The organism is Halomonas sp. H33-56 (genome assembly GCF_040147035.1).
In the GTDB taxonomy this organism is placed as follows: domain Bacteria; phylum Pseudomonadota; class Gammaproteobacteria; order Pseudomonadales; family Halomonadaceae; genus Halomonas; species Halomonas litopenaei.
Genome location: NZ_JAMSHP010000001.1, coordinates 3,685,307 through 3,698,314 on the forward strand (window position 1 = coordinate 3,685,307; position 13,008 = coordinate 3,698,314).

At 64.4% G+C, this 13,008-nt stretch carries 12 protein-coding genes; 8 read left to right on the top strand and 4 right to left on the bottom strand.

Translation table 11 applies throughout. The features are described 5' to 3' along the window. Positions 1-70: 70 nt before the first annotated feature. The 6 genes from NFH98_RS15705 to NFH98_RS15730 all read left to right on the top strand — a co-directional run bounded on the left by NFH98_RS15705 (position 71) and on the right by NFH98_RS15730 (position 5,751). Complete coding sequence (locus NFH98_RS15705; RefSeq protein ID WP_045991717.1) at positions 71-967, top strand: DMT family transporter; 897 nt, start codon at positions 71-73, stop codon at positions 965-967. 182 nt (positions 968-1,149) lie between these two features. Further along, positions 1,150-1,464: a hypothetical protein gene (locus NFH98_RS15710; RefSeq protein WP_045991716.1), complete on the top strand. Its 315-nt coding sequence runs from the start codon at positions 1,150-1,152 to the stop codon at positions 1,462-1,464. Between the two features lie 533 nt (positions 1,465-1,997). Further along, the gene (locus NFH98_RS15715) at positions 1,998-2,348 is read left to right on the top strand and encodes a hypothetical protein (protein ID WP_108132416.1); all 351 of its coding nucleotides are present in this window, start codon (positions 1,998-2,000) and stop codon (positions 2,346-2,348) included. 275 nt (positions 2,349-2,623) lie between these two features. Beyond that, positions 2,624-4,198 (top strand): bifunctional GNAT family N-acetyltransferase/carbon-nitrogen hydrolase family protein, encoded by a 1,575-nt coding sequence (locus NFH98_RS15720; RefSeq protein WP_045991713.1) that lies wholly within the window; start codon positions 2,624-2,626, stop codon positions 4,196-4,198. Between the two features lie 3 nt (positions 4,199-4,201). Then, positions 4,202-5,047 (top strand): M90 family metallopeptidase, encoded by an 846-nt coding sequence (locus NFH98_RS15725; protein ID WP_349622931.1) that lies wholly within the window; start codon positions 4,202-4,204, stop codon positions 5,045-5,047. Further along, positions 5,044-5,751, top strand: a complete 708-nt coding sequence (locus NFH98_RS15730) for a TVP38/TMEM64 family protein (RefSeq protein WP_349622932.1) — start codon at positions 5,044-5,046, stop codon at positions 5,749-5,751. The genes NFH98_RS15725 and NFH98_RS15730 overlap by 4 nt, the downstream gene beginning before the upstream one ends. Before the next feature lie 16 nt (positions 5,752-5,767). Here NFH98_RS15730 and NFH98_RS15735 read toward each other — a convergent pair whose 3' ends face one another. The 3 genes from NFH98_RS15735 to NFH98_RS15745 form a co-directional block, all read right to left on the bottom strand. Next, positions 5,768-6,844 carry a sensor domain-containing diguanylate cyclase gene (locus tag NFH98_RS15735; RefSeq protein ID WP_083970241.1) on the bottom strand — a complete coding sequence of 359 codons (1,077 nt, stop codon included), beginning with the start codon at positions 6,842-6,844 and terminating at the stop codon, positions 5,768-5,770. A gap of 167 nt (positions 6,845-7,011) precedes the next feature. After that, entirely contained in the window at positions 7,012-8,349 is a 1,338-nt protein-coding gene (locus NFH98_RS15740) for a glycosyltransferase (RefSeq protein ID WP_045991740.1), read from the bottom strand. Between the two features lie 236 nt (positions 8,350-8,585). Beyond that, the gene (locus NFH98_RS15745) at positions 8,586-9,464 is read right to left on the bottom strand and encodes a LysR substrate-binding domain-containing protein (protein WP_222515991.1); all 879 of its coding nucleotides are present in this window, start codon (positions 9,462-9,464) and stop codon (positions 8,586-8,588) included. A gap of 164 nt (positions 9,465-9,628) precedes the next feature. Here NFH98_RS15745 and NFH98_RS15750 point away from each other — a divergent pair, with 164 nt between their 5' ends. After that, positions 9,629-10,807: a TauD/TfdA family dioxygenase gene (locus tag NFH98_RS15750; RefSeq protein ID WP_349622933.1), complete on the top strand. Its 1,179-nt coding sequence runs from the start codon at positions 9,629-9,631 to the stop codon at positions 10,805-10,807. 16 nt (positions 10,808-10,823) lie between these two features. Here NFH98_RS15750 and NFH98_RS15755 read toward each other — a convergent pair whose 3' ends face one another. Further along, positions 10,824-11,729: a LysR family transcriptional regulator gene (locus NFH98_RS15755; RefSeq protein WP_108132410.1), complete on the bottom strand. Its 906-nt coding sequence runs from the start codon at positions 11,727-11,729 to the stop codon at positions 10,824-10,826. 173 nt (positions 11,730-11,902) lie between these two features. Between NFH98_RS15755 and NFH98_RS15760 the strand changes: the two genes are divergently transcribed. Next, positions 11,903-12,979, top strand: coding sequence for a tartrate dehydrogenase (locus NFH98_RS15760; RefSeq protein ID WP_045991709.1), 1,077 nt, complete (start codon positions 11,903-11,905; stop codon positions 12,977-12,979). The last annotated feature ends 29 nt before the right edge of the window (positions 12,980-13,008 follow it).

Below are 13,008 nucleotides of genomic sequence, written 5' to 3' on the forward strand. Positions count from 1 at the left end.
ATCGACCGCCGCCTTGATAGGCGGCGGTGCCTTTTCCGCCAGACCTTCTCGATGACATGGACCCGTCCCGATGCCCCTCCTGCCCTTTCTGGCCCCCCTGGGCGCCGTCTTGATCTGGTCCGGCAACATGACCATCAACCAGCTGACCGTCGGCACCATCGCCCCCAGCAGCATCGCCTTCCTGCGCTGGTTACTGGCGGTGGCCGTGTTGACGCCCTTCGTCTGGCGCCAGAGCTGGCGCGAGCGACACGCCATCGCCACGCATTGGCCCAAGCTTGCGCTTCTGGGACTGCTGGGCATGGCCCTGTGGCAAGGATTGGCCTACGTCGCGGCGGCCTCTACCAGCGCCACCAACATGGGCATTCTGGCAGCCATGGTGCCGCTGTTGACGATTCTGCTCAGCGCCCTGGTGCTGCGTGAGCCACCTAGCTGGGGCGGCTGCCTGGGCGGCGTGATGGCTCTCGCTGGCGTGCTGTGGCTACTCGGCCGAGGTGACATCGCCGTCCTGGCCAATCTGGAAGTGGCCCCTGGCGATGCGCTGATGGTGGTGGCCGCGACCTGCTACGCCCTTTACGGGGTCATGCTCAAGCGTTGGCCGCTTGCCATATCGCCCTGGGTCATGCTCTACGTTCAAGCGGTGTTCGCCGTCCTGCTGTTGCTGCCGGCCTACCTGCTGGGCCCAATGACACCGATCGACACAAGCAACGCCGGCCTGATCCTGTACGCCGGCATCCCCGCCTCTATCATCACCACCTATCTGTGGATGTTCGCGATTCGCCACATCGGCGCCAGCCGCGCCAGCATCTTCATCAACCTGATGCCGCTGTTCAGCGCCCTGATCGCCATGCTCTGGCTCGGCGAACGGCTTGGCTGGTACCACCTCAGCGGCGGCGCTCTGGTGCTTGCCGGCGTGCTGACGGCCCAGACCTTCCGGCAGCCGATCCGCCGTCACGGCGAGGCCCGCTGACTTTCGTCCCGCGGCCCCGTCACAAGGGCCGAGGGCGTCAAGATGTCGCTGAAACGGCTAACCATAATTAGACAAGAATAACGTCCGTATTTGCAAAACCACCATGCGTTGTATAGGTTTAGTACAACCGTTGAGCACAGGACGCCAACGGCCTCTGCAAATCCAGCGACGAGAGGTTCCGCATGAAACACATCGTCAAGGCCGCAGCACTCATGAGCACGATGGCACTGTTCTCCAGCATGGCCATGGCCGCTCACCATGAGGAAAACGAAGCCCAGGAAAGCGGCGTCGATACCTCAAACAATGTGACCGAACAGCAAGACTCTTCCAGCATGGCCGATGACAGCGCCATGAATGCCGACAAGCCCCTCGTCGAAGACGGTGGCGTCGACTCTTCCAACAGCGCCGAGCAAGCCGACGACAGCATGTCCGAGACCCAGCCGAAGGGTGAGCTGGCAGAGGATAGCGGCGTCGACTCCGCCAACGACACCGAATAATCGCCAGGCCACGGATGGTCACAGTGGCAGGGACTCGCCACGGCATGGCGGCCAGGATGGCCGCTGGTGGTTCCAGGAAGGAACCGCAGGGCAGGACGCCCACGACTGAGCGATGGACAGGCTCGCGCCCGATATCCCCATGGACGATCTCGGGGCCCACGGAAGGGCCCAGGCCTTGACCCGAACAGCCGCGTGGCAGTCATCGCCGCGTGATAGCGGCCAGGATGGCCGCAAGAGGTTCCAGGAAGGAACCGCTGGGCAGGAAGCCCAACAGAGCCAGCGGACAGGCTCAGTGCCCGACACCGACAGGGAAGAACACAGGGCCCACGGAAGGGCTCAGGCCACCCACTCGATGGCGTCACCAGGAAGGTGACGCAATATGTCGCGAGCAGGCCTGCTCACGACCCGCCCCACATCCCGCCCCCCACCCTTCAGTCCCCGCATGAAGCGACGGACAATGAAAGGTCGACGACGGGAATGCCGTTGGGCCGTCATCAGAGCATCATCAACAGCTACAACCCGGAGGTACTACGATGAACACCTACCAGACCACACTGCTGAAGCGCCTCGCCCTGGCCGGCTTGATCGGCCTGTTCTCCAGCGCCGCCCTGGCCGATCACCACGCCGAGGGAGACGAAGAGATGAAGCAGGAGCAAGTCATGCCTGAAGATAGCGGCGTCGACTCCTCCAACGATTCAGCGAAGGCCGAGGGCGAAGATGGCGCCATTCCCGGAGGCGAGATCGTCAAGGATGGCGGTGTCGACTCCAACCACGCGCCCAGCGACGACGCTTCCGCCAGCGACAGCCAGTCGGCGCTGGACGAGGGCGACCTGGTGGAAGACAGCGGTGTCGATTCGGCCAACGAGCCGGAAAACGACGTCTAAGCCTCCAGATTGCAGGACACCTGCGCTGCAGAGCTTGCACGCAGCATCCCAAGGCTCCGCTACGGCGGGGCCTTTGTCGTGGCAAGGCCCGCTGTTTGTTGGACGCGTTCTTTCCAGCGCTCTCTCCAGCGCTTCATGCTTCCCTTGATGTGCACTACTGCCCCCCGAGCTTTAGATGCATAACGCTTATGCTTTTGCGCTATGCTGCACACCTCGTTCCGCCTTGCCCTGGGCGGCATGTTAGACTATGCGGTCCATTTCCGGAGGAACGCTTCATGTCCCTCGATGATCTTCAGCTCAATCTCCGTAACCTCACCTGTGACGACTACCCTCAGCTCAAGGGGCTGATGGACAAGGTCTACCACGACATCGGCGGAGCCTGGCCCAGGATCACCATCGACAGGCTGGTGGCGGAGTTTCCTGACGGCCAGATCGTCATCGAGGACGACGGCCGGGTCATCGGCGTGGCGCTTACCGCCCTGGTCGACTACGAGGAGTTCTCCAACCCGCACAAGTACGACGACCTGATCGGCAAGCGCGAGACGATCCAGAACGCCAAGGACGGCGATGCCATGTACGGCATCGACGTGCTGATCGACCCCGACTACCGCGGCTATCGCCTTGGCCGTCGCCTCTACGAGGCGCGCAAGGAGGTCTGTCGCCAGCTCAACCTCAAGGCCATCCTGGCCGGCGGACGCATCCCCGAGTATCACCGGGTGGCCGACAGCATGTCGGCGAGCGAGTACATCGACAAGGTCTCGCGCAAGGAGCTGCATGACCCGATCCTGTCGTTCCAGTTGTCCAACGACTTCCAGGTCAAGCGCCTGCTGCGCAAGTATCTGCCGGAAGACGAGAAGTCCCAGGGCTACGCGACCCTGCTCGAGTGGAACAACATCCTGTTCGAGCCGGCCGAACGCATGCTGGAAAGTCGTCCGACCCAGGTTCGGGTCGGCGCAGTGCAGTGGCAGATGCGCGAGTTCGCCTCGGTGGAGGCGGTGCTGCAGCAGGTCGAGTACTTCGTCGATGCCTTGTCCGACTACCAGAGCGACTTTGCGGTCTTCCCGGAGCTGTTCAATGCACCGCTGATGGGCCTTCAGGACCGCGCCGCCCAGCAGGACCAGATGGCGGCCATCCGCTTTCTGGCTGGCTTCACCGAGCGCTTCAAGACCGAAATGTCACGCATGGCGGTGGCCTACAACATCAACATCATCGCCGGATCGATGATCGAGGAAGGTGACGACGGACGCCTCTACAACGTGGCCTACCTGTGCCACCGCGACGGCTCCATCGAGCGCCAGGCCAAGCTGCATATCACCCCCCAGGAGCGCCGCGACTGGGTGATCGAGGGCGGCGAGGATCTGTGCGTATTCCAGACGGATGCCGGACGCATCGGCATCCTGATCTGCTATGACGTGGAGTTCCCGGAGCTGGGCCGACTGCTCGCCGATCAGGACATGGACCTGCTGTTCGTGCCCTTCTGGACCGACACCAAGAACGGCTATCTGCGGGTTCGTCACTGCGCCCAGGCCCGAGCCATCGAGAACGAATGCTACGTGGTGCTGTGCGGTAGCGTCGGCAATGTGCCGTCCATCGAGAACCTGGACATCCAGTACGCCCAGTCATCGGTGTTCTCGCCTTCCGACTTCGCCTTCCCCCACGACGCAGTGATGGCAGAGACCACCCCCAACACCGAGATGATCATGTTCTCTGACCTGGATCTGTCGCGGTTGACCGTGGTGCGTGCCGAGGGCTCGGTGACCAACCTCAAGGACCGCCGCAAGGACCTGTTCGACCTGCGCCTGCGCGACTGGTCGTGGAAGTCCGGCGCCAGGGACCAGGACGACAGCTAGGCTGTGTTGTCACGACTCAAGCGCTGGCGGGCAGCCCGCTTCGATGCCCGCCATCCCTTCCCCGCCGACACCTGGGCAGGCGCGCGGGCGCGGCTGCCCTTGCTGGCCCGGGTGCCCGAGGCTTCGGCCCAGCGCCTGGGTCAGCGCGCCTGGCGGTTTCTTCATGACAAGCGTCTGAGCCTGCACCCGGACCTGGACCCTGCGGCACTGGATAGCGAGGAACGCCTGGCCCTGGCGGCCCAGGCCTGTCTGCTGACGCTCGGCTGGAGCGAGCACGAGCACCAGGAAGCCTTTGCCAACGTGCACGAAGTACTGGTGTTGCCCGACGCCTTTCGTCGCCAGGTCGAAGAGATGGACGAGGCCGGGGTGATGCACGTCTACGAGGACGAGCGCGCCGGCGAGACCTTCTACCAGGGGCCGGTGGTGATCGCCTTTCCCGATCTGGTCGAGAGCGGTGGCCTGGATGGCTTCAACGTGGTCATCCATGAATTCGCCCACAAGCTCGATATGGGCAATTCCCAGGACGTCGACGGGTTTCCACCACTGCCGGTCGCCATCGCCTCCAGGGAGTGGCATCGCGAGTTCACGGCGGTCTGGCAGGACCTGCAAAAGCGCCTCGAAGCAGGCGACCCCACGCCGATCGACGACTACGCCGCGAGCCATCCCGGCGAGTGCTTTGCCGTCTGCTGCGAGACCTTCTTCAGCGCCCCCGACCGTCTGATGGAGGCCTACCCGGGACTCTACGATCTGCTCTGTCGCTACTTTCAGCAGCAGCCCCTCAAATGGCCGCTGACTGCCGATAACGACCATCCCGCACCCTCACCCGCCACTCAGGAATCCCCCCGATGACGCGGCGCTGGCTACTGCCGACCCTGGCCATCACCGTGCTGGCAGCGCTGGGACTGACCTGGCAGTGGCTGGCCATGCATGACCTGCTTACCGTCGACACCCTGATGAAGCTTTCCCAGGGTGGCACGGCGTGGCGCGACAGCCCCTGGGCCATCGTCGTGGTGGCTGCTGTCTATGCAGGGCTATCGCTTGTGATGTTTCCGCTGAGTCTGCTGGTGGCAGCGACCGGGCTGGTATTTGGCCCCTGGTGGGGCTTCGGCTACGCCCTGATCGGTACCCTGTCGGCCTCCTGCCTGACCTGGTGGGTCGGTCGCAAGCTTGGCCGCGATGCGCTGTTGCGCTACGGGGGAAAGCGCTTGAACGGCCTGTCACGCTACCTGTCGGGACACGGCATCCGCACCATGACGCTGGTCAACCTGCTGCCGCTGGCCCCCTTTACCCTGACCAACATGATGGCCGGAGCCTTCCATCTGCGCTTTCGCGACTACCTGATCGGTTCCACCCTGGGCATCGCCCCGGGCCTGGCCGGGGTCACCCTGCTCGGCAGCCAGTTGGGCGAGTTGATCACCGCCGACAGTCGCAGCGAGATCTTCTATGCGCTGGGTGGCCTGGCGCTGGGTGTCGGCCTGCTGGTCGGACTCAAGCGCTGGGCCGACGGGAGAAAGGCCGATCGGGGATCATCCAGACAAGTGGAAAGCAAGTAGCACCGCCACGGCTGACCTACTGCGTCACGTGCACGAACTCGACTCGGTTTCGACCATTGGTCTTGGCCTTGTACATCGCCTGATCGGCCTGATTGACCAGGCTGTCGAGGTCAGCGCTGTCACTGTCGATCAGCAACGCACCGATACTGGCGGTGACGCGTATCACGCTATCGGCGACGGGTATCTCCAGCTCGGACAGGGCAAGGTTGAAACGCTCGAGGGCGGACATCAAGGCAGGCTTGTCGACGTCCGCCATGACCACGCAGAACTCCTCTCCCCCCATGCGGGCGATAAGGTCCGACTTGCGAAAGCTTGCGTCGAGCGCCTTGGCCACGGCGACCAGCACCCTGTCCCCGGATTCATGGCCGTAGGTATCGTTGATCGACTTGAAGTGATCGAGATCGACCAGCGCGACACCCAGCGCTCCCTTGCCGCGCTGCCAGCGCTTGGCCAGGGTGGCAAAACGGGTAGCAAAGGCGCGACGATTGCACACCCCGGTCAGGGGGTCGGTCTCGGACAGCACTTCCATCTCTTCGATCTGATGATGGATGCGTATGCTGGCGGCGACCCAGTGGGCCATGGCCTGCAGGCGCTCACGATCTTCATCGGTGAAGGCATTCGGGCTTTCGTGGGCGATGTTCATGGTGCCCACGCAGCGACTGCCGCTGATCATCGGGACATCGAGACAGCACCCTAGCCCCTTGGCACTGAGCATCTGGCAGTCGAGATCGGGACTCCCGTCAAAACGCTCGGCGTACTCCGCCTGGCGAGTGCGATAGACACGTCCGACCATGGTGCCGTAGATCGGCACAGGCTGATCCATCGGGATGGCGTTGTTACCTTCCATGGCGATCAGGGTCAGCTCGGTCTCGGACTGCGCCAGAGTGATGGAAGCGCGGTTGGCGCCAAACACCGTACTTGACCAGCGTGCCACCGTATCCAGCACGTCCTGGAGCGATTCGGCCGCGGACAGCTCATGCACGAAGCGTATCGGTAACTCGATGGTCAGATCCGCGCGCAGGGACACGGCGTCGTCATCACGCTGCGCCGACGATGATCGCTTGCTGTCCTGCCGTGTCTGTTCCAACGTCATACCCTCACCGAGCGCTGTTCGCTCTATCCAACCGAAGAAACGAAGCCTTTGGAGATTCTATCGTGCTCTCCTGGTGAAGCCGAGTCACATGAGCATAAAATGAATGAACGCACTATTCGGAAAATTTTGTGCGTTTAAACCTAGGTGTCTTGAATCAGCAAGCGGCGTCACCTCGACGGCAGTTCGGGTTCGTCTTCATGTTGGCCGGGCCACCAGGATGGCCGCTCCTCACGCCACTCTTCACGCCACTCCTCCTGGACCAGGTGGCGTAGTACCCTCCCTCGGTAGCGTAGCATCTGCCACTCCGCGCCCAGTCGGCTGCGTACACGCTCCCAGCCGCCGTCATCGGCGTGGGTGAAGGGGCCGCCGCGGGCGATCGCCAGGCGGTAGACCCGCAGGCAGCGCTCGGCGCAGCGAGCCTCGTCGTAGGCCTGGGCCGTGCTCAGGGCGGTCTCGTGCAGGGCCGGCCAGTATCGTGCGTCGGTACATTCGGCCAGGGCCAGGGCGAAGGCCTGCTCATCCTCATGCGCCAGCAGCCGTCCATTCTCGCCATTTCGCACGACTTCGCGAACGCCAGGGGCATCGAGGGCCACCACCGGCAGCCCCGCTGCCATTGCTTCGGCCACCACCATGCCCTGGGTCTCGCTGTGTGATGCAAAGGCAAAGACGTCCATGGCGTGGTAGGCGTCGATCAGCGCCTGCCCGTGCAGGCAGCCGGTAAAACAGACACGCTCGCTCACCCCATGACGATCGGCGGCGGCTTCCACCGCTTCTCGGGCATCACCGTCTCCTACCACCAGCCACCAGGCCTCGGCATCCTCGACCAGCGCCTGGCACACCGCGCCCGCCAGAAATGCCAGATTCTTCTCTTTGGCCAGCCGACCAAGATGGCCGATCACCCGGGCATCAGCGGGGATCGCGAAGTGGTCCCGCCAGCGATCACGCTTGCCCGTCGCAAAGAGTGAAGTGTCCACCCCGCTGGGCACCACCGTCATGTCCGGGTTGCCGGCGCGCTGGACCAGCAGTTGCTTGACGCTCTCGCTGGGAGCAATCACCTCATCGCACAGCCAGGTGTACTGGGTCGCCAGTGCCACCGCAAAGCGCTGCATCCGCGAGGAATCCCCCGGCACGTAGTGGGTGTAGTGCTCGTACAGCGTGTGGTGGGTGAACACCAGTGGCAGGCCGTAGGTTTCCGCCGCGCGCGCTGCGGTGTCGCCCAGCAGGAAGGGATGGTGTGAATGCACGATGTCCGGCTCGAAAGCCTCGATGGCGTCGAACAGTTGTCCGGGGATTGGCACCGGCAGCGAGAAGTCGCTGCCGTTGAAATGCTGCACCGCGACGACACGCACCACGTCCGGCTCGTGTTCCGGCTGTCCCTCCAGCCGAGGCGCCACCACCAGTACACGATGCCCCGCCCGCTGCAACTGGTGCTTCAGGCGCTGCACGGACTCGCTGACACCACCGACGATCGGCGCATAGGTGTTGGTGAACATCAACACATTCACGGCGGCAGCAGTCTCCCGAAACAGATGATGGACCGCACCCCGGCGGCGACAATCCCAGGGTGCGGTGCAGGCGGGAGCCGGACGGCACCCTCATTCTCAATTCTATGCTCTTACGAGCGCCAGCGCCCGCCAGCGATAGCGCTCGATCGGCGGGCACGATCATACCGACTCGAGCGGCTCAGCCCCAGCCCTCCTGGAGCAAAGTGCCGAGGCCTGACCTCTTGCCGACAAACTTGTCACGATGGCCCAGGCGCCACCTCGCCCGCCAGCCAGCGCCATAGCCGTTCGCTTTCGATACTGCCCTGCGCACTGCGCGGGCGACACAACCAGAATCCTTCGCGGGTGGGCACCTCGATGTCGAACGGAGCAACCAGCCCCTGGGGATCTTCCAGCAGGCAGCGGTGCACCAGCGCCACCCCCGCCCCTTGCCGGGCCAGGGCCATCACCATGGACAGGTTGTCGCAGATCAGACTGTGACAGTGGCTCGACAGATCCTTGCGCCCGGCGTGCTCCAGCCAGGCCGGCCAGCCGGCCGCGAAGCCCGCCGCATGGAGCAAGGTCTGCCCGGCCAGGGCATCCAGCGAGACGAGCTGCCCTGCCAGCGGCGGCGTACAGACCGGCAACAACGACGACGCCCCCAGCGAAATCGACTCCATGCCGCGCCACTCTCCCTGGCCGTAGCGCAGTTCGATATCGGCCCCTTCGGCACCGAAATCCGAACTCCAGACGGCGCTGACCACACGCACGGTCACCTCGGGGTGAGCGATGTGAAATCGTGCCAGACGAGGCGCCAGCCATTGGCTCTGAAGCGCCGGCGTAGTGCGCAGCGTCACCGAACGATCCGGGGTCACGCCGAACACCTCCAGGGTGCCCTCATCGAGCCGCGCAAAGGCTTCCTGGACGCTCGGCAACCAGGCCTGGCCCGCCGGCGTCAGCGTCAGGCTGCGCGGGTGGCGCACGAACAGTGGCTGCCCCAGGCGGTCCTCCAGCAGCCGAATACGTTGACTGATGGCGGCCTGGGTTACCGACAGTTCCTGGCCCGCCGCGGTAAAGCTCAGGGTTCTTGCCGAGGCCTCGAAGGCCTGCAGCCAATGCAGAGGAGGAAGTCGGTGCATGTGGTTTCTGGCCCTATGGTTTAGCGTCAATGAAAAAGACAGTCATAAGCCAAGCTTGGCCTAAGGCGTCATATTAGTCGTTTGTCGCCATCGCCTCGAGCCTCCACCATCGGCGTCAACACTCGTCACCTATTTCGTCAACACTCGTCACCTGGGAGCCATCCATGAGCACCACCTCGTTGACCTCGACCTCCGACGCCGGCCACATCGATATGCACGAACTGGCCCCCTGGCCCCAGCACCTGACGCTGACCGACGTGGTCGCTGAAGGCTTGCGTCTCTCGCTGGTCTGGAACAACGGCGACCGAGGACAATTTCCTCTGTTGTGGCTGCGCGATCACTGCGCCTGTGATCAGTGCCGCCACCCGCTGACCCGGGAACGCCTGGTCACACCGATGGCCGCCGTTCCAGGGCTCGACGAGGCCCGCATCGAGCACGGTCAGCTCCACCTTGACTGGCAGGACGGACACCACAGCCGCTTCGCCGCCGGCTGGCTGCACCAGCGTCGCCCCGGCGAGGCCGTCATCGACAGCCTGCCGCGGCCTGTCGCCTGGCAGACGCCGTTTTCCCCCCAGCATGTGCGGCATGCCGATCTGGTGGCCGGTGGCAACGGCGAAAAAGCCTGGATCACGGCGTTGCTGCGCGACGGCCTGGTGCTGCTCGACGAGGGGCCGCTGGAACTCGAGGAGGTCAGTCGCCTGGCACGGCGCATTGGCCCGCTCAAGGCCACCAACTTCGGGGCTCGCTTCGACGTCATTTCAAAGCCCAACCCCAACAACGCGGCCTACACCTCGATTGCCCTGGCGCTGCACACCGACCTGCCTAACTGGCGCCAACCGCCGGACATGCAGTTGCTGTATTGCCTGAAGAACGATGCCGAAGGCGGCGGCTCGATCTTCGCCGACGGCATCCAGGTCGCCGAGGCGCTGCGCGCGGCCAACCCCGATCACTTCCAGCTTCTGGCCGAGACCGCCATCGACTTTCGCTTCCAGGACGAGGAACACGATATCGGCGTCCGCGAGCCGGTCATCGACGTCGGCACGGATGGGCGCATCCGCGAGATTCGCTTCAACAACTGGATTCGTGACACCCTGCACCTGCCTGCCGACCTGATCACCCCCTGGTACGAGGCCTACCACCACTTCTGGACCCTGCTGCATGCACCACAGCATCAGATTGCCCTCGACCTGCGTCCCGGGCAGATGGTGGCCTTCGACAACCGCCGGGTACTGCATGGACGTGAGGCCTTCGATCCCTCCACCGGAGAGCGTCACCTCCAGGGCACCTACCTGGACCGCGACATGCTGGAATCCCGGCTGCGAGTGCTGGCACGCAAGGGCTGACGGGGCCGGCAGTCGTTCAATCGAGTGACGGGATCCTGGCCGCCAGGCGCCGAGCGAGGAAGTCGACCAGCGCACGCAAGCGCGCGGGGACGTGCCGGCGCTGGGCGTAGACCGCGAAGAAGTCGGCACGCACCCCCTGCCAGCCCGGCAGCAGGCTGACAAGGCGCCCCTCCTTCAGTTCATCGTGAACGTCCCACCAGGAGCGCAGCATCACCCCGTGACCATCGAGCGCCAGTCGCTTGATGACCTCACCGTCATTGCTGGTAAGGCGCCCGCCGACCTTGACCGACGTCTCGACACCGTCGGCGTCGACGAATCGCCACAGCGCAAAATCGCTGTCATTCTCCCGCAGTACCAGACAGGCGTGGCGCTGCAGCGCCTGGGGAGTCTCGGCCCGACCACAGCGCTCGATATAGTCGGGAGAGGCGCAGGCAACACGTCGGCTGGCCACCAGACGGCGGGCCACCAGGCGCGAGTCGGGGGGCTCGCCAATCCGGATGCCCAGATCCACGCCCTCCACCAATGGCGCGGGAAAGTTCGAGAGTTCCAGTGACGCCTCGATGCCCGGATGCAAGGCACAGAACTCGGACAGCAAGGGAGCCACATGGCGACGGCCGAAACCGAAGGTCGCGTTGAGCCGCAGCGGTCCCGCCAGCGCCTCGCGATCCTCGCCCAGGCTCTCTTCCAGTTCGGCCAGCTCATCCAGTAGCGCTACCCCCCTTGCCAGGTAACGCTCACCTTCGGCGGTCAGGGTAAGCCGCCGGGTGGTGCGCGTGGCGAGTTCCACCCCGAGCCGCGCCTCCAGCTGCTTCAGGCGCTTGCTGACCGCCGACAGCGACAGCCCCAGCTCGCGTGCAGTGGCGGTCAAGTTGCCGGCCTGGGCCAGTTGACGAAAGAACGCCAGATCATCGAGTGACGCCACCCTTTTCTCCACTTGAGATCAACAATGAATTGCCATCGAGCCCCATTATCGCCTCGCTGTAAAGAGCTAGACTGACCTTACACCTTGCCGCCGCCACCCTTCACACCAAGCACAATCGTGGCCGCTGCGCGAGGCACCCTCTACACGCCAGCAGACAGGATCAAGGAGCTTTCATGGCCCATCGCATCGCCATCATCGCCGGTGACGGTATCGGCACCGAAGTCATGCCCGAGGGCGTGCGCGCCCTCGAGGCTGCCGCAAAGCGCTTCGCTATCGACCTGGATACCCAGACCTTCGACTTCGCCTGCTGCGACTACTACCTCGAGCACGGCAAGATGCTGCCGGACGACTGGCGCGAGACGCTGATCGACTTCGATGCGATCTTCTACGGCGCCATCGGCTGGCCCGAAAAGGTACCGGATCACATCTCGCTGTGGGGCTCGCTGCTCAAGTTCCGCCGCGAGTTCGACCAGTACGTCAACCTGCGCCCCTGCCGCCTGCTGCCGGGTATCAAGAGCCCGCTGGCCGGTCGCGAGCCCGGCGACATCGACTTCTACGTGGTCCGCGAGAACACCGAAGGCGAATACTCGAGCGTCGGTGGCACCATGTTCGAGGGCACCGACCGGGAGGTGGTGATCCAGGAAACGGTGATGACCCGCCACGGCGTCGACCGGGTGCTCAAGTACGCCTTCGACCTGGCCCAGAGCCGCCCGCGCAAGAAGCTGACCTCGGCCACCAAGTCCAACGGCATCGCCATCACCATGCCCTGGTGGGACAGCCGTGTGGCCGAGATGGCCAAGCAGTACGGCGACGTCGAGGTGGACAAGTTCCACATCGATATCCTGACCGCCAACTTCGTCATGCATCCGGACTGGTTCGACGTGGTGGTGGCCTCCAACCTGTTCGGCGATATTCTTTCCGACCTGGGGCCCGCCTGTACCGGCACCATCGGCGTGGCGCCCTCGGCCAACATCAATCCCGAAGGCACCTTCCCGAGCCTGTTCGAGCCGGTTCACGGCAGCGCCCCGGATATCGCCGGCAAGGGCATCGCCAACCCCATCGGCCAGATCTGGTCCGGCGCCATGATGCTCGAACACCTGGGTCACAAGGACGCCGGTGACGCCATCCTGGCCGCCATCGAGGCGGTGCTGGAAGACGGCGACAGCGAAGTGCTGACCCCGGACCTGGGCGGCAACGGCACCACCGAGCGTCTGGGCGCCGCGATCAGCGAGCGTATCGCCCAGGGCTGATCACCCTGCCGGCCCGGCATCCTCGAGCC

What these genes read in the sequence shown, in the direction of transcription:
- NFH98_RS15760 (WP_045991709.1), top strand. Translation starts at nt 11,903, where the DNA reads ATGGCCCATCGCATCGCCATCATCGCCGGTGACGGTATCGGCACCGAA.
- NFH98_RS15710 (WP_045991716.1), top strand. Translation starts at nt 1,150, where the DNA reads ATGAAACACATCGTCAAGGCCGCAGCACTCATGAGCACGATGGCACTG.
- NFH98_RS15735 (WP_083970241.1), bottom strand. Translation starts at nt 6,844, where the DNA reads ATGACGTTGGAACAGACACGGCAGGACAGCAAGCGATCATCGTCGGCG.
- NFH98_RS15715 (WP_108132416.1), top strand. Translation starts at nt 1,998, where the DNA reads ATGAACACCTACCAGACCACACTGCTGAAGCGCCTCGCCCTGGCCGGC.
- NFH98_RS15745 (WP_222515991.1), bottom strand. Translation starts at nt 9,464, where the DNA reads ATGCACCGACTTCCTCCTCTGCATTGGCTGCAGGCCTTCGAGGCCTCG.
- NFH98_RS15705 (WP_045991717.1), top strand. Translation starts at nt 71, where the DNA reads ATGCCCCTCCTGCCCTTTCTGGCCCCCCTGGGCGCCGTCTTGATCTGG.
- NFH98_RS15730 (WP_349622932.1), top strand. Translation starts at nt 5,044, where the DNA reads ATGACGCGGCGCTGGCTACTGCCGACCCTGGCCATCACCGTGCTGGCA.
- NFH98_RS15720 (WP_045991713.1), top strand. Translation starts at nt 2,624, where the DNA reads ATGTCCCTCGATGATCTTCAGCTCAATCTCCGTAACCTCACCTGTGAC.
- NFH98_RS15750 (WP_349622933.1), top strand. Translation starts at nt 9,629, where the DNA reads ATGAGCACCACCTCGTTGACCTCGACCTCCGACGCCGGCCACATCGAT.